The 21,035-nt window shown below is 63.8% G+C and carries 17 protein-coding genes; 14 read left to right on the top strand and 3 right to left on the bottom strand.

All coding sequences use genetic code 11. From position 1 onward, the window contains the following. Positions 1 to 402: 402 nt before the first annotated feature. The 4 genes from DESTE_RS01475 (at position 403) to DESTE_RS01460 (ending at position 7,061) form a co-directional block, all read left to right on the top strand. Positions 403 to 3,174, top strand: a complete 2,772-nt coding sequence (locus DESTE_RS01475; protein ID WP_245590685.1) for a M16 family metallopeptidase — start codon at positions 403 to 405, stop codon at positions 3,172 to 3,174. A 569-nt stretch (positions 3,175 to 3,743) separates the two neighbouring features. Next, positions 3,744 to 4,394: a LysE family translocator gene (locus DESTE_RS01470; RefSeq protein WP_035064244.1), complete on the top strand. Its 651-nt coding sequence runs from the start codon at positions 3,744 to 3,746 to the stop codon at positions 4,392 to 4,394. A gap of 353 nt (positions 4,395 to 4,747) precedes the next feature. Continuing rightward, the gene (gene ychF, locus DESTE_RS01465; protein WP_035064242.1) at positions 4,748 to 5,848 is read left to right on the top strand and encodes a redox-regulated ATPase YchF; all 1,101 of its coding nucleotides are present in this window, start codon (positions 4,748 to 4,750) and stop codon (positions 5,846 to 5,848) included. Between the two features lie 115 nt (positions 5,849 to 5,963). Continuing rightward, entirely contained in the window at positions 5,964 to 7,061 is a 1,098-nt protein-coding gene (locus DESTE_RS01460; protein WP_156925227.1) for a virulence RhuM family protein, read from the top strand. 157 nt (positions 7,062 to 7,218) lie between these two features. On the opposite strand, the gene DESTE_RS01455 is transcribed toward DESTE_RS01460, so the two are convergent. Beyond that, positions 7,219 to 8,655, bottom strand: a complete 1,437-nt coding sequence (locus DESTE_RS01455; RefSeq protein ID WP_156925226.1) for a hypothetical protein — start codon at positions 8,653 to 8,655, stop codon at positions 7,219 to 7,221. A gap of 326 nt (positions 8,656 to 8,981) precedes the next feature. Between DESTE_RS01455 and pgm the strand changes: the two genes are divergently transcribed. The 10 genes from pgm (at position 8,982) to DESTE_RS01405 (ending at position 19,584) form a co-directional block, all read left to right on the top strand. Continuing rightward, entirely contained in the window at positions 8,982 to 10,631 is a 1,650-nt protein-coding gene (gene pgm / locus DESTE_RS01450) for a phosphoglucomutase (alpha-D-glucose-1,6-bisphosphate-dependent) (protein ID WP_035064236.1), read from the top strand. Positions 10,632 to 10,872: 241 nt separating this feature from the next. Continuing rightward, positions 10,873 to 11,286, top strand: a complete 414-nt coding sequence (locus DESTE_RS01445; RefSeq protein WP_035064233.1) for a response regulator — start codon at positions 10,873 to 10,875, stop codon at positions 11,284 to 11,286. Positions 11,287 to 11,593: 307 nt separating this feature from the next. Continuing rightward, complete coding sequence (gene gcvH / locus DESTE_RS01440) at positions 11,594 to 11,977, top strand: glycine cleavage system protein GcvH (protein WP_035064231.1); 384 nt, start codon at positions 11,594 to 11,596, stop codon at positions 11,975 to 11,977. A gap of 16 nt (positions 11,978 to 11,993) precedes the next feature. After that, on the top strand, positions 11,994 to 13,325 hold the full coding sequence (gcvPA, locus tag DESTE_RS01435; protein ID WP_035064227.1) for an aminomethyl-transferring glycine dehydrogenase subunit GcvPA: 1,332 nt from the start codon (positions 11,994 to 11,996) through the stop codon (positions 13,323 to 13,325). After that, entirely contained in the window at positions 13,322 to 14,767 is a 1,446-nt protein-coding gene (gene gcvPB, locus DESTE_RS01430; RefSeq protein WP_035064224.1) for an aminomethyl-transferring glycine dehydrogenase subunit GcvPB, read from the top strand. The genes gcvPA and gcvPB overlap by 4 nt, the downstream gene beginning before the upstream one ends. Further along, a complete protein-coding gene (locus DESTE_RS01425) occupies positions 14,757 to 16,178 on the top strand; it encodes a dihydrolipoyl dehydrogenase family protein (protein ID WP_035064221.1) in 1,422 nt (473 codons plus the stop codon). The genes gcvPB and DESTE_RS01425 overlap by 11 nt, the downstream gene beginning before the upstream one ends. Positions 16,179 to 16,334: 156 nt before the next feature. After that, positions 16,335 to 17,369 (top strand): OmpA family protein, encoded by a 1,035-nt coding sequence (locus tag DESTE_RS01420; RefSeq protein ID WP_035064218.1) that lies wholly within the window; start codon positions 16,335 to 16,337, stop codon positions 17,367 to 17,369. A gap of 66 nt (positions 17,370 to 17,435) precedes the next feature. Then, positions 17,436 to 18,077, top strand: a complete 642-nt coding sequence (locus tag DESTE_RS01415; protein WP_035064215.1) for a hypothetical protein — start codon at positions 17,436 to 17,438, stop codon at positions 18,075 to 18,077. Between the two features lie 391 nt (positions 18,078 to 18,468). Beyond that, on the top strand, positions 18,469 to 19,095 hold the full coding sequence (locus tag DESTE_RS01410) for a peroxiredoxin (RefSeq protein ID WP_035064212.1): 627 nt from the start codon (positions 18,469 to 18,471) through the stop codon (positions 19,093 to 19,095). Positions 19,096 to 19,320: 225 nt separating this feature from the next. Beyond that, positions 19,321 to 19,584 (top strand): hypothetical protein, encoded by a 264-nt coding sequence (locus DESTE_RS01405; protein ID WP_035064209.1) that lies wholly within the window; start codon positions 19,321 to 19,323, stop codon positions 19,582 to 19,584. Positions 19,585 to 19,802: 218 nt separating this feature from the next. Here the strand turns inward: DESTE_RS01405 and DESTE_RS01400 are convergent, their stop codons facing one another. Continuing rightward, the gene (locus DESTE_RS01400) at positions 19,803 to 20,168 is read right to left on the bottom strand and encodes an Hpt domain-containing protein (protein ID WP_035064206.1); all 366 of its coding nucleotides are present in this window, start codon (positions 20,166 to 20,168) and stop codon (positions 19,803 to 19,805) included. 282 nt (positions 20,169 to 20,450) lie between these two features. After that, positions 20,451 to 21,032: a tetratricopeptide repeat protein gene (locus tag DESTE_RS01395; protein WP_035064203.1), complete on the bottom strand. Its 582-nt coding sequence runs from the start codon at positions 21,030 to 21,032 to the stop codon at positions 20,451 to 20,453. Between the last annotated feature and the right edge of the window lie 3 nt (positions 21,033 to 21,035).

Genomic DNA, 21,035 nt, shown 5'->3' with positions numbered 1-21,035 from the left:
GCCGCCCTGCGGCAGTGTTGACCCGGGCCCCGCCGTACAGCGGCGCGCGTCGTTTCTGCCTGCACGTCGCCCTGGCCACGGCTTTCCACTGCGTCAGTAGCAACAAAGCGCCGTTTTGTCTTCCGCCGCCACCTTGCCTTGCGCCGGGAAACGATTACATGTACCTGTCGGCCCCGCCATGCAAAGCCTGCACACGCGGCTTTGTTCGCGGCGTCGGCAGACCGACGCCCCCGGCCCTGCGGCCATGCCCTTTGCAAGGGCCGCGCCGCACGTTTTACGGCCATCACCGGCCGCCGTTCCGACAGCCGGTACGACACAGCGCACGCCGCCCCGCGCGGCGCATCGGAGACATTCGCAATGCGCACCCTTCTCACCCTGTTTCTTCTCCTCGGAGCCCTGACGATGCCGACCGCAGCCACGGCCGCCACGCCCACAGCCCCGGCCCCACAGCTGACCCGCCTGTCCAACGGCCTGACGGTGCTCATCCAGCAGGACGAGCGTTTTCCGCTGGCCTCGCTGCGCCTGTACGTGCACGCCGGTTCCACCTACGAAACCCCGCGCGAGGCAGGCATAAGCCACGTGCTGGAGCACATGGTGTTCAAGGGCACGGAAAGCCGCCCCAAGGGCGCCGTTGCCCGCGACGTGGAACGCGCGGGCGGCTACCTGAACGCCGCCACCAGCTTCGACTACACCGTGTACCTTACCGACATGCCCGCCGCGCAGTGGAAGCTGGGCATGGACGTGCTGAAGGACATGGCCTTTCACCCCACGCTGGACCCCGCCGAGCTTGAATCCGAAAAGGAAGTCATCCTCGCCGAACTGCAACGCGGAGAGGACAGCCCGGACAACCGGCTGTTCCAGCACATGCAGGCCCTGACCCTGAACGGCACGCCCTACGCATCGCCCATCATCGGCCTGCGCGAAACCATCAGGTCGTTCACGGCGGACGACATCCGCGATTACATCCGCAGGCACTACCAGCCGCAGTCCATGCTGCTGGCCGTGGTCGGCAACGTGAACCCTGCGGAAGCGCTGGCCGAGGCGCAGCGCCTGTTCGGCGACCTGAAGAACGACGCCACGGTCACCCCGCCCGCGCCCATCGACGCGGAAAAGCTGCTGGCCCAGCCGCTGACCATTATCGATGGCGGCAAGGCGGACGGCGGCAAGACCGCCGCGCCCGCAGCGGCCAAATCCGAAAAGTCCGCCAAGCCCGCCCAAACGGAAAAGACGGCCAAGCCCGCCTCCGGCACTGTCGCCGCCGCCCCCGTTATCCCCGCTCCGACAGTCAAGATCGAACCCGGGCCGTGGAACAAGGTGTACCTGGGCATTTCCTTCCCCGCGCCCGGCTTTGGCGATGCGCAGTCGCCCCAGCTTGACGTGCTGGCCCACCTGCTGGGCGGCGACCGCACCTCGCTGCTGTACCGCACCTACAAGTACGAAAAGCAGCTGGTTGATTCCATTTCGGTGTCCAACTACAGCTTCGAGCGCGTGGGCATGCTGAACATCATGGCGGAACTGGACGCCGACAAGCTGGACGCCTTCTGGACCGCGCTGACGGCGGACCTGTCCTCGCTGTCCGCCAGCCGCTTCACGGCGGAAGACATCGAACGCGCCAAGCTGAACCTGGAAGACGACATGTTCCGGGCCAAGGAAACCCTGCCCGGCCTTGCATCCAAGCTCGGCTACTTCCAGTTCTTCACCGGCATGCAGGGTGAAACCAACTACCTGCGCGGCCTGCACGACGTCACCCCCGCCACCCTGCAAGACCTGATCACCCGCTGGCTGCGGCCCGAACGGCTTTCCGTGGTGGCCCTGACGCCGGAAACATCGCAGACGCCCGACCTTGCCGCCACGCTGGCGAAAGCATGGCCCGCCCCGGCCCACGCCGGGTCCGACGCCGCATCCGCCGCCGTGGCCGACAAGACCGAGGTCATCGACCTTGGCAAGGGCCGCACGCTCATCCTCATGCCAGACGCCACCCTGCCCTACACGGCGGTGGACATGGTGTTCAGCGGCGGCAACGCGCTGCTGCCCGAAGGCAAGCAGGGTCTGGCCTCTCTGGCCGCAAGCGCGCTGCTGAAGGGCACCCTGCCCACGCCGCAGTCCGCCGGGGCAAAGGCCGCAGGCATTGCGGACGGGCTGGATGCGCCGTCCATGGAGACCTACCAGTCCGACCGCGCCGCCAGCCTTGGCGCTGCCGCCGGGCGTCAGACCTTCAGCCTGGCGCTGCGCCAGCCTTCGCGCTTCAATGACGACATGTTCGCCCTGCTGGGGCAGGTGCTGACCGCGCCCGCCTTTGCCGACGCGGAAGTGGCGCGCGAACGGGTGAACCAGGTGGCCGCCATCAAGGCGCGAGAGGACCAGCCCATGGGCCTGGCCTTCCGCCATCTGACGCCCTTCCTGTTCCCCGGTCACACCTACGGCTACTACCATCTGGGCATGCCCGAAACGGTGCAGAAGTTCGGCGTGACCGACGTGCGCGGCTTCTGGACGCAGCAGGTGCGCCAGCCGTGGGTGATGGCCGTGTGCGGCCAGTACGACCGCGAAGCGATCATCCGCCACGCAAAGGAACTGCCCGCGCCCGACGCCAGGCCCGCCAGCCTGTCCGCGCCCAGTTGGAACAAGGACAAGGGGCTGGACCTGCACCTGCCGGGCCGCAATCAGGCCCACCTGATGCTGGTATTCCCCACCACGCCGCTGAAAAGCGACGACACCCCCGGCCTTGAACTGATGCAGGCCATCCTGTCCGGCCAGAGCGGCCTGCTGTTCCGCGACCTGCGCGACGAGCAGGGCCTGGGCTACACCGTCACCGCCATGAACTGGCAGTCGGAAAAGGCCGGGTTCATGATCTTCTACATAGGCACCGAGCCGGGCAAGCTGGACCAGGCCACGCAGGGCTTCAAGGACGTCATCGCCCGCCTGCACGTCGACACCCTGCCCGACGACGAACTGCGGCGCGGCAAGAACCAGCTGGAAGGCGACTACTACCGCGAACACCAGCGCCTTGGCAGCCGCAGCTCCGAGGCGGCGGTGCTGACGTCGCAGGGGTACCCGCTGGCCTTCAACAAGCAGGTGGTGGACAAGGCGGCCAAGCTGGACGCCGAGGCCCTGCGCGCGCTGGCCCGCAAGTATCTGAAGGTTGAGGGGGCGTATACCGTCCGCGTGCTGCCCTAAACCAGACCGCAATACCGTAATCTGATGCCGTTCCCGCGCCGGGGCATCCGCATGGATGTCCCGGCGCTTTCGTATTAGCTGGGGGACCGCCGTTTCTAAATGAAAATGAGGAACCTGCTAGCGTTGCCAAGGGTTCCTCATTCTTCAGCCCCAAATTGCCTTGCGTCCTTATACTCCGCGCCTGTCTTCCGGCGCGGAGGGCTGTGCGGGGGCGATGCAAGGAATTACGAGTTTTTTCGCCGGGCAAGGCGGATGGCTTTTTTTGAGCGGAGATCGGCAGCCGTTAGGTGAGCGCGTAGCGCGAACGTTACGGATGGCGAAAGCAGCGCTGTACTTATGTACGTGAGCATCAAAAAAAGACAGCCAACACAGCCCGGCGGAAAAAGGCGGCAGCCGTTATGAGAGTGCGCAGCACGATCATTACGGATGGCGACCGCAGCGCGCGGATTCCGACAGCAGTGCCCTCGCGCATTACCAAACCCCACCGCCCGTCCCTGCTCCCCCTCCCAACGCTTTCCCTTTGCCCCCGCGCCCTGTACAACGACACGACACACTCACCGGAGCATCCCATGGAATTCGCGACCCTGGCCGCCATGAGCACCTATGCCATCGCCATGAGCGTCACCCCCGGCCCCAACAACACCATGGTCATGTCATCGGGCCTCACCTTCGGCTTCTGGCGCACCATGCCCCACCTGCTGGGCGTCTCGCTGGGCTTTCCGCTGATGATCATTGCCGTGGGCCTCGGCATGGATCGGATTTTCGCCGCCGTGCCGCAACTGCACGACTGGCTGCGCTGGGTAGGTTCCGCCTACCTGCTGTGGCTGGCCTGGCGCATCGCCACCGCCGCCCCGCCCACGCCGGGCGAAGCGGCAAAAGGCCGCAACGCCGCGCGCCCCATGAACTTCATCGAAGGGGCGCTGTTCCAGTGGGTGAACCCGAAGGCATGGCTGGCCGCCGTGGCCGGGGTGACCACCTACGTTTCCGGGCATGGCGGGGAAGAATCCGCCCTAGCCGCCAACGTGCTTGGCCTGCACGGCGTATCGCCGGAACTGCTGGCGCTTACGGCAGTGTTCGCGGCCATGGCCTTCCCGTCCCTGGCCCTTTGGTGTGCGGGCGGCACGGCCCTGCGCGGGCTGCTGCATTCCCCGGTGGCGATACGCTGGTGCAACGCGGTGATGGGCGCGCTGCTGGCGATTTCTGTTTTCTCGCTGTTCTAAGCCACGGCTGACGGGCGGTGGCGCGCAGGTTGTGCCCGGCCCGCCCGCCCCGTCCTGACTGCGCCCGGCCCCAGCGACCTTCGATCCCATGCCGACGCCGCGTGCGGGCCATGCGCTGGTCGTGTGCGGGCCGCATGCTGGCCGCGCGCACCTCGCCCCGCGCGCATGCCACCTTTCGTCGCCTGCCGCGTCCCGTCGCGCCCCAGCGCCGCCCCCGCTGTCCCCCATCCCCGCCCGCCCTTTCCAAACCGCGCAAAAGACGCTATGAAGCCCCGGCGGCCACGCCGCCCCCCAACCCGCGCCCCGCGCCGCATACGGCGCGCGCGCCATCATCGCAATTTCCGGAGACAGACATGGCTCTCAGCATAGGCATCGTCGGGCTGCCCAACGTGGGCAAGTCCACCCTGTTCAACGCACTGACCAAGACCCAGAACGCCGAGGCGGCCAACTACCCCTTCTGCACCATAGAACCCAACAAGGCCACTGTGGCCGTGCCCGATGTGCGCATCGACAAGCTGACCGAAATGGCCAAGCCGCAGAAGACCATCAGCGCCACGGTGGACTTCATCGACATTGCCGGGCTGGTGCGCGGGGCCAGCAAGGGCGAAGGGCTGGGCAACCAGTTTCTGGCCAACATCCGCGAATGCGCCGCCATTCTTGAAGTGGTGCGCTGCTTCGACGACGAGAACATCACCCACGTGGACGGGGCCATCGACCCCATCCGCGACATAGAGACCATAGAGACCGAACTGCTGCTGGCCGACATTCAGTCCGCCGAAAAGCGGTACGAGCGCCTGTCCAAGACGTCCAAGTTCGACAAGGAAGCCAAGGCCGCGGCTGACGAACTGGGCCGCCTGCTGGAGCACATGAACGCGGGCAACCCGGCCTCCACCTTTGAAGGCAAAGACAACGACCTGTTCAAGCAGGCCATGCGCGAAATGGGCCTGATCACCGCCAAGAAGGTCATCTACTGCGCCAACGTGGACGAGGCCAACCTGGACGGCGCCAACGACCACGTGCGCCGCGTGCGCGAACTGGCCGAGCAGCGCGGCTGCGACATGGTGGTGATCTGTGCCAAGATCGAGGAAGAGCTTCAGGGCCTTTCCGACGAGGAACAGGCAGAGATGCTGGCTTCTTACGGTATCAAGGAAAGCGGCCTCGTCAGCATCATCCGCACCGGCTACCACACGCTGGGCCTGGCCAGCTACTTTACCGTGGGCGAAAAGGAAGTGCGCGCCTGGACCATCCAGCAGGGCTGGAAGGCCCCGGCCTGCGCGGGCGTAATCCACACCGACTTCGAACGCGGCTTCATCCGGGCCGAAGTTATCGGCTACGACGACTACGTGAAGCACGGCACCGAAGCGGCCTGCCGGTCCGCCGGGGTGCTGCGCGTGGAAGGCAAGGAATACGTGATGAAGGACGGCGACGTGGTCCACTTCCTGTTCAACGTGTAACGCATGCATCGCCAGGCCTGACGCCCCGGAGAACAGCTGACCGGGGCGCGGGCCATGCCCCACAGCCCCACCGGACGCAAGCCGCCATCCTTGCAAGATGCCGACAGGAGGAGGGATGACCGACCTTCAATCGCCACTGCCGGGTGAATTCCTGCTCTACGAAACCGAGGATGGTCACACCCGTGTGGAATGCCGGTTTGCCGAGGATACGCTTTGGCTTTCGCAGGCAATGATGGCCGAGCTGTTCCAGACTTCGTCGCAAAACATCACCCTGCATCTGAAGGCCCTGTACGCAGAGGGCGAAATTACCCCCGAGGCAACCTGTAAGAGTTACTTACAGGTTCGGGCCGAGGGGGCGCGGCAGGTCCGGCGCAGCGTCAAGTTCTACAGTCTCGACGCCATACTGGCCGTGGGCTATCGCGTCCGTTCGCCTCGCGGCACCCAGTTCCGTCGCTGGGCCACGGAGCGGCTGCGGGAATATCTGGTCAAGGGCTTCACTCTGGACGACGAACGGTTGAAGAACCCGCCCGTTGCCGGATCAGCCGTGCCGGACCGCTTTGACGAACTGCTTGATCGCATCCGCGACATTCGGGCCAGCGAACGCCGGATGTACCTGCGCGTGCGCGAGATATTCGCAATGGCGGCGGATTACTCCCCCACGCTGCCGGAAACCACCCAGTTTTTCCGGTTCATCCAGAACAAGTTGCACTTTGCCGTCACCGGCAAGACCGCTGCGGAACTCATCGCCGAACGGGCCGACAGCAGCCTGCCGAACATGGGGCTGACGACGTGGAAGTCGGGAAGCGTGCAGAAGGCGGACGTCACCGTTGCCAAGAACTATCTGCACGAAACGGAGATTGGTGAACTCAACCGCATCGTCACCATGTGGCTGGACTTTGCAGAAGACCAAGCCCGCCGCCGCAAGGAAATTTTTCTCAAGGACTGGGCCGAAAAGCTTGATTCCTTCCTGAAATTCAACGACCGCGACGTGCTTGAAGGCGCGGGCCGGATTTCCAAAAAGCAGGCGGACACCCACGCGGAAGGCCAGTATGAGCAGTTTGCCGCACAACGGCGCGCACTGCTGGAAGCCGAGGGGGAAACGTTCAATGTGCGGGCATTGGAAGACGCCGCCAAAGCGCTGCCTGAACCGAAAGCCCCCGAACATCCGACGATGTCTTCAACACGCGACAAACTGCGGCGCGGCAAAAACTGACGGACAGGGTGACTATCGCAGGCGTGTGTAACGGCTGCCGTCCTTGGTCACCGCAGGCTGCCCCCACAAGCTTTTTTACACGTCAAAGAGCAATGCCGGGCGAGCATGGCGTGGGCCAACAGGCCGCCTGATCAGCACCTCCCCGGGCACGGCTGTGTCAGGGGAATACTATCTCTGTACAGTTTTCATCCCATTGTCCTTGTTGGACGACAAATATCATTTCGCATCCATTCTCCAACGAAACACATTCAAACTGGCCGTGGATTTCACCTAAGGAGAATTCGGACTTGGAACAGGAACGGATCGAGTCAATAACCGAACCTAGCAAATCAACACCATTTGCCCGAAACCAGAGCATGTTGCACATTGCAAGGAAGTCATTGACCACTTGACCTTTGGTTACGGACCGTTCTAGATGCCTTGCGACGTTGAGCACTGACATTTTAAAGACAAGCTTTTTAACAACCCCTTTGACGCCACGAATCGAATAACAATACGTGTTCATAATGTTTATATCATTGGCTGTCGTGGTATCTGATGCGGAATAATAATCTCCATATCTCCAGTCGTAGTCATCAGGCATCAGTTCATAATCATCAAGAAAATGCCTAGCATCTTTTGGAAGCCACCCCTCATTTCCTGAAACAGGCTCAGGAAATATCTCAGACAACCATGTTTGCATAATTATTTTTATTCCCGAATTGATTCCTGCGATATTTTGCGGTCTTGTGCAAGCTACAATCTGAGACCACCTCTTTGCGATATTAACATTGAAGTTAAAGACAATGAAAGACACTATCTTCGCATAAAGAGCCACTGGCCTCTTCTTTACATGGAAATCTACCAATACAAACACGCTTTCGTAGGCACAAAACATGGTGAAGGCAAACACGAACGGCACATACAGAACTGTCAAGGATGCGACGGAGACATAGTTCAAGAGAACATGCTGGTTGAAATACGCCTTCGGATTGCTATACATGTCAAAGCCTGTTCGTACGACGACGAACAATACAATCCCCAAAATCATAAAGCTTGTCATCTTGACGATACGTTGTTCCTCCATCTTCTCCGCGTAAGCGAGTATGATTCCGAAAAAAAGCATGAGTGGAACGCCAATAAAAAACTCAACCAAGAAATCAAACGGATAAAGGCCGAGAAAAAATGAAAACAAAGCCAGCCAAGTCCAACCTGACCTGACAAGAGTGAAAGCGTTTCCAACCATGTTTTTCTGAAATTCTTTCATTTTCCCAAGTGGTATAAATCCTACTGAAACAATCCAGATGAAGGCGTATTTAAGCTGATACACTGTGAATAGGCCAAGTTGCTCAAGCAGGTACAAGGAGCCACCAGTGTATGCCAATATGGCAAAACAGACTGAAACTAATTTTTTTCTCAAAGCAGCTTTGACAACCTGAAAAGCGGGCTCCCTTGTCTTTTTGAAAGCAAAGACCAAAGCAACAGCCATTCCAATCCATGAAAGAAGTGCAAGGTCCCTTGTGCTGACAGTGCCTGCAACCGCAAGTGCTTTGCCGTTGAAAGTGGCTAGCAAGAAATGAAGCCCTTCGCTGATATTTAAAAAGAAACCATCCATATCATGTCCCTGCTATACCATTAACCATCGCTACAGACGCGCACACACGCGGTATCAACTCTGAATACTTGAAGATAAATCCGTTTATCCTGTTTTTTCAAGAAAAACCATATTGGAAGCTGAAGCCAAACAGAGAGCAGTGGGAGAATATTCCATCATACATGCACGTTAACACCTTGAGGAGCAAACTCTCCCCCTGTACGAGCAACCAGCACAATGTAGCTAATTATAACTCCACCCTTGCCCTTGCGCTTGCCCTGCCCCGACGGTATACAAATTCTCCAAACACTTCGGCACACTTCGCGCCGTCAGGACAGGAGCACGCCATGGCAACGCATCCACGGGCCGGGCAGCGGCCCGAAGCTTCGCAACTGGTGGACATTCCGGCGCTGGTCGCCGCCTACTATACCGAGCACCCGGATACCGCCGCGCCCGAGCGGCGCGTGTCCTTCGGCACCTCCGGCCACCGGGGCGGCGCGCTGTCCGGCAGCTTCAACGAGGAACACATCCTCGCCGTCACCCAGGCGGTGTGCGAATACCGCGCGCAGGCAGGCATAACCGGCCCGCTGTTCCTGGGCATGGACACCCACGCCCTGTCGGAACCCGCCCACCGCTCCGCGCTGGAAGTGCTGGCCGCCAACGGCGTGCCCACGGTCATCCAGCAGGGCGGCGGCTACACCCCCACCCCGGTCATTTCGCACGCCATCCTCACCTGGAACGCGGGCCGCGCGCAGGGCCTTGGTGACGGCATCGTCATCACCCCCTCGCACAACCCCCCCGAAGACGGCGGCTTCAAGTACAATCCGCCCCACGGCGGCCCGGCGGATACCGACGCCACCAAGTGGATTCAGCGCCGCGCCAACGAACTACTTGATGACGGCAACCGCGCCGTGCGCCGCATGCACCTGCGCGATGCGCTGGCCGCCCCGTGCGTAAGCCAGCGCGACTTCGTGCGCGGTTACGTGGACGACCTTGCATCCGTGGTGGACATGCCCGCCATCAAGGCCGCCGGGCTGAAACTGGGGGCAGACCCCTTGGGCGGCTCGTCGCTGGCGTACTGGCGCCCCATTGCCGAAGCCTACGGCCTCGACATCACCGTGGTGAACGACGCGGTGGACCCCACCTTCCGGTTCATGCCGCTGGACAAGGACGGCAAGATCCGCATGGACTGCTCGTCCCCGTGGGCCATGGCCGGGCTGATCAATCTCCGCGACAAGTTTGACGTGGCCTTCGGCAACGACGCCGACGCAGACCGCCACGGCATCGTCACCGCATCGGGCCTGATGAACCCCAACCACTACCTGGCCGTGGCCGTGTGGTACCTGTTCCGCCACCGCCCGCAGTGGTCGCCGCAATGCGCCGTGGGCAAGACGCTGGTCACCAGTTCCATGGTGGACCGGGTGGCCGCATCGCTGGGCCGCAAGGTGGTGGAGGTGCCCGTGGGCTTCAAGTGGTTCGTGCAGCCGCTGCTGGAAGGCAGTTGCGGCTTCGGCGGGGAAGAAAGCGCCGGGGCGTCCTTTTTGCGGCGCGACGGCACGGTGTGGACCACCGACAAGGACGGCCTGCTGCTGAACCTGCTGGCGGCGGAAATCATGGCCGTGGAAGGCCGCGACCCGGCGGAACTGTACACGAAACTCACAGAGCAGTTCGGCGCGCCGCTGTACGAGCGGTTGCAGTCGCCCGCCGGGGCGGAACGCCGGGCCGTGCTGGCCAACCTTTCGCCCGACGTGCTGACCGCCACCGAACTTGCGGGCGCGCCCATCACCGCCATGCTGACCAAGGCCCCCGGCAACGGCGCGTCCATCGGAGGGCTGAAGGTCATCACCGACGACGGCTGGTTTGCCGCGCGCCCCTCCGGCACCGAGGACATGTATAAAATCTACACCGAAAGTTTCAAGGGTTCCGACCACCTGAAGCGCATTCAGCAAGAGGCCGTGGACATCGTGGACCGGGCCTTTGCGGCGGCCGGGGTATAGACGGCAGGCGGCACAACAACGCCACGTGATAGAAAGTCACGCAGGGCGTTAACGCTCATTGACCGCGCTACCGCTGGCGGCTATGTTCGTCAGCAATTCCGGGGGCGGACGCGGCATGCGCCAGCCAAAGCCCGAAATTCGGACCGCATCACGTTTACCGGGCATCCATCAGGCCGCCGCCTCACGCAGGCGCGGCGGCGAAACCACGGCGCACACCGCGCGCAGGCAGAAGGACGTTCCGATGAAATTCCTGGTCGTTGACGACGACTTCGACAGCCGCAGACTGGTCCAGAAACTCCTTCATCCCTACGGGTATGTCGACATCGCCACCGACGGCGAGGAAGGCGTGCAAGCCTTCGCTTCCGCCCTCAAGGACGGCGAACCCTATGATGTCGTCACCCTCGACATCCTCATGCCCAACGCCGACGGGCAACAGGCCCTGCGCGAAATCCGCGAAATCGAAAAAGAAGAGGGCGTTGCCCCCGAAAAGGCCGTGAAGGTCATCATGATTTCCGGCCTGGACGATTCGCAGGAAGTGCACGACGCCTTCTTTCTGGGCGATGCCGTCAGCTTCATCGTAAAGCCCATCCGCCGCCAGTTGCTGCTGGACGAAATCGAAAAGCTCGGCGTGCATCTGGAAAAGACCGAAAAGTAGGCGCGCCTCTCCCCCCTTTTCAATGTGTCGCGGCACTTGCGGGTCGCGCCGTGTCCGGCTATTACCGGTGCACCGGCGCGCTATCCGCGTTCCCGGCCACGGTCTGGCCTGTCCGGCGTATCCTTTCATTGCGTACCACCGCAGCAAGGGCCGCGCCGCCCGCCTGCACCGGGGCAGACCGCGCCCCGCATCGTTCGCAACAGCGCCACACACCGCAGCCGGGCCGTGACCGCCGCGCCCGCGCCGCGCATTCCACTCACCCCCCACTGGCCCCCACCACAGGCCGACCCCTTCCAGGAGGCAACACATGTCCATTCCCGCCGACCTGCTCTACACCGATACCCACGAATGGGTGCGCATCGAAGGTGACGAGGCCGTCATCGGCATCACCCAGTTTGCCCAGGAACAACTGGGCGACCTGACCTTCGTCGACCTGCCCGCCGTGGGCGACACCCTGGCCACCGGCCAGGAAATGGGTTCGGTGGAATCGGTGAAGGCCGCCAGCGAACTGTACTCGCCCCTTGCCGGCACCGTCAGCGCCGTCAACGACGCCCTTTCCGGCGCGCCGGAACTGGTGAACCAGCTGCCCTACACCGACGGCTGGATGGTGCGCGTGAAGCTGGACGGCAAGCCCGAAGGCCTGCTTTCCGCCGCCGACTACGAAGCCGTCGTCGCGCGCGAAGCCCACTAGCGGCAAGGAGCAACCCATGCCGTTCATCCCGCACTCCCCAGAGGAGGTCCGGGAAATGCTCTCCGTCATCGGCGTGCAGAGCATCGAGGACCTTTTCGTCGATATTCCGGCAGAGATGCGCTCGCGCAGCTTCGAGCTGCCCCAGGGCCTGAGCGAAATGCAGGTGATGGCCAAGATGGAAGAAATGGCCGCCCGCAACCGCACCGACGTGGTCAGCTTTCTGGGCGGCGGTTTCTACAACCACCACATCCCCGCTGCCGTCGATGCGCTGGTTTCGCGCGGTGAATTCTACACCGCCTACACCCCCTACCAGCCGGAAGCATCGCAGGGCACCCTGCAGGCCATCTTTGAATACCAGACGGCGGTGTGCCGCCTGCTGGACATGGATTGCGCCAATGCGTCCGTGTATGATGGCGGTTCGGCCATCTTCGAAGCCATGATGATGGCCGTGCGCGCCACCAAGCGCCGCAAGCTGGTCATCGACGAGGCCGTCAGCCCCATCTGGCGCACCATGCTGGCCTCGTACACGTCCAACCTCTCGCTCGATCTGGTCACCGTGCCGCAGGTGGACGGCACGTCGGACATGGCCGCCCTGAAGGCTGCCGTGGATACCGGCTGCGCCGCCGTGGTGGTGCAGAACCCCAACTTCTTCGGGGTGGTGGAAGACTTCACCGACCTGTTCGCGCATGCCAGAAGCCAGAAGGCCGCGTCGGTCATTTCGGTGTACCCGGTCATGCAGTCGGTGCTGAAAACGCCCGGCGAAATGGGCGCGGACATCGCCGTGGCAGAAGGCCAGTCGCTGGGCCAGCCGCTGAGCTTCGGCGGGCCGTACCTTGGCGTCATGACCTGCACCAAGGACATGGTACGCCAGATGCCGGGCCGCATCGTGGGCCGCACCAACGACACCGAAGGCCGCACCGGCTACGTGCTGACGCTGCAGGCGCGCGAACAGCACATCCGCCGCGCCAAAGCCACGTCCAACATCTGCTCCAACCAGGCCCTGTGCGCCCTGCGCACGCTGGTGCACCTGTGCCTGCTGGGACCGGAAGGCCTGACCCGCACGGCGGAACTTTCCATGGAGCGCGCCCGCTACGCCATGGAACGGCTTACCGCCATCGCCGGGGTGCGCCCGCTGAACACCGCCCCCTACGGCAACGAATTCGCTGTGCGGCTGCCCATTCCCGCCTTCGAGGCGGTGGACAGGCTTACCGCGCGCGGCTACGTGCCCGGCTTTCCCGTGGGGCGCTACTACGCAGGCATGGACGACGTGCTGCTGGTGGCCTGCACTGAAAAGAACAGCTTCGAACAGGTCGGCATTCTGGCCGAAATGCTGGGAGGTATCCTGTGAAGACCGCCTTCGCCGCATCCGTCCCCGGCCGCACCGCCTGCCTGCCCGCAGAACCGAAGAAGCACGCGGCGGACATGCTGCCCGCAAACCTGCTGCGCGCCACCCGCCCCGCCCTGCCCGAACTGGGCGAACTGGACGTGGTGCGCCACTTCACGCGGCTGTCGCGCCTGAACTTCGGGGTGGATTCCAATTTCTACCCCCTCGGCTCGTGCACCATGAAGTACAACCCCAAATTCACCGAACAGGTGGCCGCCCTGCCCGGCTTTACCCGGTTGCACCCGCTGATGGCCCAGTTGAAGGGCGCGGGCCAGTACACCCAGGGCGCCCTTGAGGTGATGTGGGAGACCGAGCGCCTGCTGTGCGAAATCACCGGCATGCGCGCCTTCACCCTGCACCCCATGGCGGGCGCGCACGGCGAGCTTACCGGCGCCATGCTCATCGCCGCCTACCACAAGGACAAGGGCAACCATAAGACCAAGGTCATCTGCCCGGATTCCGCCCACGGCACCAACCCCGCATCCGCCGCACTGGCCGGGTACGAGGTGGTGAACATCGAATCCAAGGACGGCATGGTCGATCCGGACGCGCTGGAAGCCGCCCTGACCGACGACGTGGCCGCCCTGATGATGACCTGCCCCAACACCCTGGGGCTGTTCGAAAGCCACCTGCCGCGCATTGTCGAAAAGCTGCGCGCAGTGGACGCCCTGCTCTACTACGACGGCGCGAACCTTAACGCCATCCTCGGCAAGATGCGCGTGGGCGACGTGGGCTTTGACGTGGTGCACCTTAACCTGCACAAGACCTTCGCCACCCCGCACGGCGGCGGCGGCCCCGGTGCCGGTCCGGTGGGCGTCAGCGAACGGCTGGTGCCGTACCTGCCCATCTCGCGTGTGGAAAAGCTGCACGATGGCCGCTACTACCTGAACTACGACCATCCGAAGTCCATCGGCTTCATGGCGCCGTTCTACGGCAACTTCGGCGTGCTGCTGAAGGCCTATGCCTACATCCTGCGCCTGGGCGGCGAAGGGCTGGAACGCGTGTCCGAATACGCGGTGCTCAACGCCAACTACCTGCGCAAGCGGCTGGAAAAGGTGCTGGAAATCCCCCACGACCGCATCTGCATGCACGAGTTCGTGGCGTCCGCCTGCAACCACGCCGAATGCGGCATCCGCGCGCTGGACGTGGCCAAGGCCCTGCTGGACAAGGGCTACCACGCCCCCACCATCTACTTCCCGCTCATCGTCAAGGAATGCATGATGTTCGAGCCCACGGAAACCGAGAGCAGGCAGACGCTCGACGAATTCGCGGACGACCTCATCGCCATTCTGGAATCGGCGGCGCAAAACCCCGACGCCCTGCACGCGGCCCCGGTGACCACGCCGGTGCGCAGGCTGGACGAGACGGCGGCGGCCCGCAACATGGTGCTGACGGATGACGCCTAGCACCCGCTACGACATGATCATACTCGGAGGAGGGCCCGGCGGAAGTCGGGCCGCCTTCGATGCGGCGGCGCGCGGGCTTTCCGTGGCGCTGGTGGACCGTGACGGCCTGGGCGGCACCTGCCTGAACCGGGGGTGCATCCCCACCAAGCTGCTGCTGGGGGCCACCGCCGCCCTGCCGCTGCTGGAAGCGCAAAAGAAGCTGAAGGGCGCCGAAGGGCACATCGCCTTCGATCTGCCCGGCCTGCAACAGCGCAAGGACAGGTACGTCAAGGGCACCCGCCAGGCGCTGGAAAAGCGCCTGAAGGCGGCGGGCATCGCCGTGTACGCGGGCGAGGGCCGGGTGACCAGCGGACGGCAGGGCGATGGTGACGGCGAACTGGCCGTCACCGCCGTGCAGGCCGACGGCACGGAGCAGGAAACCCGGCTTGGCTGGGGGACCCTGATCGTGGCCACCGGCTCCACCCCGGCCAGCTTTCCCGGCCTTGCCGCCGACGGCGCGGCGGTGCTCGATTCCACCGCGCTGCTCGACGTGACCGAGGCCCCGGAAAGCCTGATCGTGGTGGGCGGCGGAGCCATCGGCCTAGAAATGGCCGACTTCTTCTCTCGCCTCGGCACGCGCATCACCATCGTGGAAGGCATGAGCCGCCTGGCCCCCACCGAGGATGCCGAAGTGGGCGACACCCTGCGCAAGGTCTACGCCCGCGAAGGGTGGACCATCCACACCGGGCGCAAGGTGGCCTCGCTGGCGACCGTGGACGGTAACGCCGTGCTGCGCTTTGACGATGGCGAGGAACTGACCGCCAGCAAGGCGTTGCTGGCCGTGGGGCGCCGCCCCGCGTCCGCCGGTATCGGGCTGGAGGCGCTGGGCGCAACCCTGCGCGGCCCCGGCTGGGTGCAGACCGACGAGTGGCTGCGTGCGGCCCCGCACGTGTACGCCATCGGCGACGTGAACGGCCGCACCCTGCTGGCCCACGCGGCAGACCATCAGGGCCGCTACGCCGTGCGCCATGCCTGCAGCGACGCCCCGGCGCCCTACGACGCAGGCGTGATGCCCGCGTGCATCTACGGCCATCTGGAGGCCATGCGGGTTGGCCCTACTGCGGAAGATCTGAAAAATACGGGATTTTCCCCCCGTGTTTCGCGCTCTATGCTCATTGCCAATCCCATTGCCCAGGCGTATGGAACGACGCAAGGTTTCATCAAGATAGTCTGGGTTGACGGGCGCATCCGAGGCGTGACCGCCGTGGGCCACGGGGTTTCGCATCTGGTGACGCTGGCTGCCGTGCTTGCGGGAGGGAGCGGCACGGCGCCTGGCTGGACAGCGCATGACGCGGGTTCTGTCATTTTCGCCCACCCGACGCTGGATGAAGCGCTGGAAGCCGCCATGGAGGCTCCGCAAGAGCCTGCATGACGGCATGCGGCCCGTAAAAAATCGGAAAGATTGTGCCCTAAAACGCAGAAGGGTCTTGTCACGACCATGCTTTGACGGTAACTTGCACAATATGAAGATAATTCCGGGCTGGAGTTTTTTCCCTGCGTCAACATCAGCTATTCTTTGGAGGCTCCCATGAAATTTTCGAAAATCCTGACTCTGGTCGCGGCGCTGATGCTTGTCTGCGCTGCCCCGGCCTTCGCCGCCGGTCAATCCACCCTTGTGCCCAAGATCGCCAGCTTCGACTTCTTCGTGGACTATTCCGGGTCCATGATGATGTCCCATGAGAAGACGGGCAAGGGCAAGATGGAAATGACCAAGAAGCTGCTCTCGGCCATCAACGCCAAGATCCCGGCGCTGGGCTACGAAGGCGGCCTGCACACCTTTGCCCCTTCGACCGAAATCCAGCCCGTGGCCGCGTGGGACAAGGCGTCCTATGAAAAGGCCATCAAGAAGCTGAACGAAAACGAAGACACCTTTGCCCGCATGACCCCCATGGGCACCGGCCTGCAGAAGGCCACCTATGCCAAGGCCATGAAGCGCAAGGCCGCCATGATCATGGTCAGCGACGGCGAATCCAACCTGGGTTCCGACCCCGTGGCCGAAGCCAAGCTGCTGCTCTCCACCAACCCCGGCCTGTGCCTGCACGTCATTTCCATGGCCGACAAGCCCGCCGGTCAGGCCACCCTTGACGCCATCGCCAAGCTGAACGGCTGCGCCGTCACCGCCAAGGGCCCCGAACTGCTGGCCAACGAAGCCGCCCTCGACAAGTTCGTGCGCGACGTCTTCTACGAAGAAAAGGCCGCTCCCGCCGCCGCTGTCGCCCCCATGGACGAAGTGATCGTGCTGCGCAGCATCCAGTTTGCCCTGAACTCGGCCAAGCTGGACGCCACCGCCACCAGCATTCTGGTGGAAACCGCCGCCATCCTGAAGTCCAAGAAGGGCTCGGTTGAAGTTGCCGGTCATACCTGCAGCCTCGGCACCGACGAATACAACCAGAAGCTGTCCGAAGCCCGCGCCAAGTCGGTCAAGGACTTCCTGGTCAAGCAGGGCGTCGAGTCCTCGCGCCTGATCACCAAGGGCTACGGCGAATCCATGCCCAAGTACGACAACAGCACCGAAGAGACCCGCAAGTTGAACCGCCGGGTTGAACTCTCCTTCATCAAGTAGCACAACGGACCTTGAAGGCCCGGTGGGGAAACCCGCCGGGCCTTTCCGCAAACGGAGACGACGTCGATGAAGCAAGGCCGCATCGCATTGGCCGCAAAGGCCCTGACGCTGCCCGTTACCCTGGCCCTGCTCCTGAGCGGGGCTGTCTGCGTTTCTCCGGCAGGAGCGGCGGATGCCACTGCCGTACCGCCGACCCAGCAGGCCAAGAAGACCCCGGAAAAGGCTTCCGCAAAGTCCCCTGCTAAATCACCGGACAAGAGCGCCAAGGCCGCACCGCAAAAGTCCACCCAGCCCGCGAAATCCGCCAAGGCCGCCCCCGGCACGCAGGTGGCCAAGGTGACCCCCGCCAAGAAGCCGGTGGGCGAAACCATCGAGGACGTGCACAACAAGCTCGACACCCTGGCCCGCGCCAAGCTGCGCCACATGAACGAAAGCCTGCGGCCCTGCCAGAGCCGCAAGGATGTGGTGCAGAACGGCAACGAATTCGTGGCCCGCTACATGGCCGTGGACCCCGACTCGCTCTCCACCGACGTGCATGACGCCCAGGGCCCCGGCGCCAGGTACGTGGGACTGATCGTCTACCACGAACAGGAATACGAAAGCCGCGCCGCCACCAAGGAAGCAGCCCTCACCGGCAACTTCTCCGTGGTCAAGGCCCGCCGCGTTACCGAAATCATCCGCTACGACAAGGGCAAGTGGATAGACTAGCGCTCCACGCCCGCACAGCCTGTCGCACGCCGCACGGAACCCGCTTTCGTGCGGCGTGTTGCGTTACGGGGTCCAGCCCCCTTGCCCGCACGGCACCCACCGCACCCGCCTCGCCCGCCGCACCCACCTCACCCTGCCCACGTCATGTGCCAATGTCTGGCGCATCCGTGACGGCATGCGTGGTCGGCATGCGACAGTCCGCATGCCGTCTAGCAAGATTCCCTGCCGTATGCGCCGCAGCCATGAATTTCTTGGCCGCGCCGCACGGTTCACGGGTACGCCGCAACTTTCGCCTTCTTTTTTCTTCTTCCCTCTTGACGCATGAGGCTGCCAGTGTCATAAATGATACCAGAAATCATTACTAACAACTCTTTCAAAGGAGTCACCGAACATGAGCTGCCCCACCCAACAGGAATACCCCGCCCTTGCCACCGTTGGCCGCCCGGTCAAGCCCTTCACCCTGGAAACCTACGACCCCACCGAAGGTTCCTTCGGACAGATTTCGCTCGAAAAGCTGCAGCAGGACCGCAAGTGGACCGTGCTGGTGTTCTACCCCGCCGACTTCACCTTCGTGTGCCCCACCGAACTGGCGGACCTTGCGGAACGCCACGCGGCGCTGAAGGACATGGGCGTGGAAGTCATCTCGGTATCCACCGACACCAAATTCGCCCACCTTGCCTGGCGCAATTCCGAACGCCTGCTCGAAAACGTGCGCTTCCAGATGGCCGCCGACCCCACTGGCGCGGTGTCGCGTTACTTCGGCGTGTACGATGAAGGCGCGGGCACCGCCCTGCGCGGCACGTTCATCATCAACCCCGAAGGCACGCTGGTGGGTTCCGAGGTGAACTTCTACAACGTGGGCCGCAACGCCGCCGAACTGGTGCGCAAGATGCAGGCCAACAAGCACCTGCGCGACCACCCGGCGGAAGCCTGCCCCGCCCGCTGGGAACCCGGCGCCCGCACCCTGACCCCCTCCGAAAAACTGGTGGGCAAGGTGTACGAGGATCTCATTCCCTAGTTCGCCGGACGGCGTACGTGCGGCCGCCCATGCAACACCGGCCCGCACGCAGGACCCCGATCTGCCGCCCATGCATGCGAAGGGGCACGACGTTTGTCGTGCCCCTTTCTCGTTCACCGCACGTAGCGGGTATTTTCAGATTGCATGACCGCGCGGGGCACCTTGCCTGGTCCCTGCGCAGGTCATAGTTGAAGATTGGGCGCGCGGGCGCGCCCGGGAGGCCAGATGACCAATCGTCAGGATTCAACGGCGGCATCGCAGGTGCAGCAGGATACGCCCACCACCCCGCGCGGCTTCAGGGAAGTGCTGCTTTCGCCGGGCGATTGCAGCGGATGCGGGGCGTGCACGGAACTGGCCCCCGACATTGTCGGGTGGCGCGAAGGGGATGAACGGCCATTCCTGGTCAGCGACATGGCCCCGGACGGGGTGCTGACCGAACTGATGGCCTTCTGCCCGGAAGGCTGCTTCGAAGACGGGGACACGGCCTGACGCAATCCGGAGCGGCCTGTTACGGCCTGCTGGCCTGACGCGGTCTGACGCGGTCTGGCGCGGTCTGACGCGGTCTGACGCGGTCTGACGCGGTCTGACGCAGCCAGGGCCTGATACGGTAGTTGGCGTCAGCTCTGCCAATTCCGCCGAATCTCCCCATCCGTAAGACCCGTCAGGTCTGGCAGGTCCTCCGATTCACACCGAAGCACGCCATCCGGTCAGGTTCTGTTGGCCGCCAGCCACGCCCCGATCTGCTCGCGCGTGGCTTCGGCATCTTCCAGAAGGCCCAGCCATTCCAACCGGGCAGTGGCCATGTCCTCGTCGCGGCAGGCCTGGTCCAGGGCGGCGGCCCGGTGGTGCAGGCGCGACGCGCCGATGGTGGCGGAGGCCCCTTTCAGGCTGTGGGCAAGGCGCGCAAGGTCGCCCAGTCGCCCTTCACCCAGGGCAGCCTGCATCTTGGTCAGCCGGTCGGCAAAGTCGGGCAGAAAGGTGTCGAGCAGCAGCGTCAGGAATTCGCGGTCGCCTTGCAGGCGGTGCAGCACTCCATCGATGTCGAAGACGGGCGGGTGGGCGGACTGGCTCATGGGACACTCGTGCGGCTTGCCGGACCACGCCGTTGGCGAACATCCCGCGGAATGCGGACGTGGTGCCGAGGTTCATCTTACAGCCTACGGCAATACGCCCCTCGTACGCAAGCGGATACCCTTCGCGGGTGCTTCATCATCGGCATTCGAAATGCGAAAACCACCCTTGACGGGTGGTTTTCCATACCGGCACGCACATCAACGCGGCCCGGTTTCTGGCGGCAGCCCTGTCCGGGGCTCGCCAGCCAGCCTTGCCACCGCTCCGGCCGCAGGCCCCCCCGCCTACGGCAGATACTCCACGGGGCTCGGCGGCAACGCCGGGTCGGGCACGTCACCCTTGTCCATACCGCGCCGGAACATGTCGCGCGAGCGCTTCATTTCTTCCAGGGCATTGGCCTGGGCGGCTTCGCGCGCATACATGTCCGCCGCCTGCGACCCAAGGGCCAGTTCACCGTCACGCAGCAGATCCACGCGCGGGCGCACCGCCCGCAGCACCTCGGTCCTGTCCGTGGTCCAGCCGGACCACGCCGCGCGGGCCGCATCACCGTCGCGCGCGGCAATGGCCGCGATGCCTGCCCAGAACCGGGCGTATTCCGCCGAACGCCAATCCTCCGTCAGCGGCGTCAGCACGGCACGTGCCCCCGCGTAGTCACCCTTGCGGTACAGGGCATATCCGTGGCGCACCCCGGCCCGCCAGTCGGACGGGTTTTCCGCCGTCACCCGGGCATAGGCCGTGGCGGCATCTGCGTATCTGCCCTGCTCAAGCAGGGACGAGGCCCGCATGCTTGCGCCGGAACACCCGGACATGATGGTCGTCGCAACAACAAGAGCCGCAAAAGCCGAAACGCCGTGCACCCTGTTCATGCT

The sequence above is a fragment of the Nitratidesulfovibrio termitidis HI1 genome (genome assembly GCF_000504305.1).
Classification (GTDB): domain Bacteria; phylum Desulfobacterota; class Desulfovibrionia; order Desulfovibrionales; family Desulfovibrionaceae; genus Cupidesulfovibrio; species Cupidesulfovibrio termitidis.
This window is presented reverse-complemented; position numbering and strand designations above follow the sequence as displayed.

Excerpts from the sequence above, each read along its gene's own strand:
- DESTE_RS01470 (WP_035064244.1), top strand. The coding sequence starts at position 3,744 with ATGGAATTCGCGACCCTGGCCGCCATGAGCACCTATGCCATCGCCATG.
- gcvPA (WP_035064227.1), top strand. The coding sequence starts at position 11,994 with ATGCCGTTCATCCCGCACTCCCCAGAGGAGGTCCGGGAAATGCTCTCC.
- DESTE_RS01405 (WP_035064209.1), top strand. The coding sequence starts at position 19,321 with ATGACCAATCGTCAGGATTCAACGGCGGCATCGCAGGTGCAGCAGGAT.
- ychF (WP_035064242.1), top strand. The coding sequence starts at position 4,748 with ATGGCTCTCAGCATAGGCATCGTCGGGCTGCCCAACGTGGGCAAGTCC.
- DESTE_RS01410 (WP_035064212.1), top strand. The coding sequence starts at position 18,469 with ATGAGCTGCCCCACCCAACAGGAATACCCCGCCCTTGCCACCGTTGGC.
- DESTE_RS01400 (WP_035064206.1), bottom strand. The coding sequence starts at position 20,168 with ATGAGCCAGTCCGCCCACCCGCCCGTCTTCGACATCGATGGAGTGCTG.
- DESTE_RS01395 (WP_035064203.1), bottom strand. The coding sequence starts at position 21,032 with ATGAACAGGGTGCACGGCGTTTCGGCTTTTGCGGCTCTTGTTGTTGCG.
- DESTE_RS01445 (WP_035064233.1), top strand. The coding sequence starts at position 10,873 with ATGAAATTCCTGGTCGTTGACGACGACTTCGACAGCCGCAGACTGGTC.
- DESTE_RS01455 (WP_156925226.1), bottom strand. The coding sequence starts at position 8,655 with ATGGATGGTTTCTTTTTAAATATCAGCGAAGGGCTTCATTTCTTGCTA.
- DESTE_RS01460 (WP_156925227.1), top strand. The coding sequence starts at position 5,964 with ATGACCGACCTTCAATCGCCACTGCCGGGTGAATTCCTGCTCTACGAA.
- DESTE_RS01420 (WP_035064218.1), top strand. The coding sequence starts at position 16,335 with ATGAAATTTTCGAAAATCCTGACTCTGGTCGCGGCGCTGATGCTTGTC.
- gcvH (WP_035064231.1), top strand. The coding sequence starts at position 11,594 with ATGTCCATTCCCGCCGACCTGCTCTACACCGATACCCACGAATGGGTG.
- DESTE_RS01425 (WP_035064221.1), top strand. The coding sequence starts at position 14,757 with ATGACGCCTAGCACCCGCTACGACATGATCATACTCGGAGGAGGGCCC.
- DESTE_RS01475 (WP_245590685.1), top strand. The coding sequence starts at position 403 with ATGCCGACCGCAGCCACGGCCGCCACGCCCACAGCCCCGGCCCCACAG.
- pgm (WP_035064236.1), top strand. The coding sequence starts at position 8,982 with ATGGCAACGCATCCACGGGCCGGGCAGCGGCCCGAAGCTTCGCAACTG.
- DESTE_RS01415 (WP_035064215.1), top strand. The coding sequence starts at position 17,436 with ATGAAGCAAGGCCGCATCGCATTGGCCGCAAAGGCCCTGACGCTGCCC.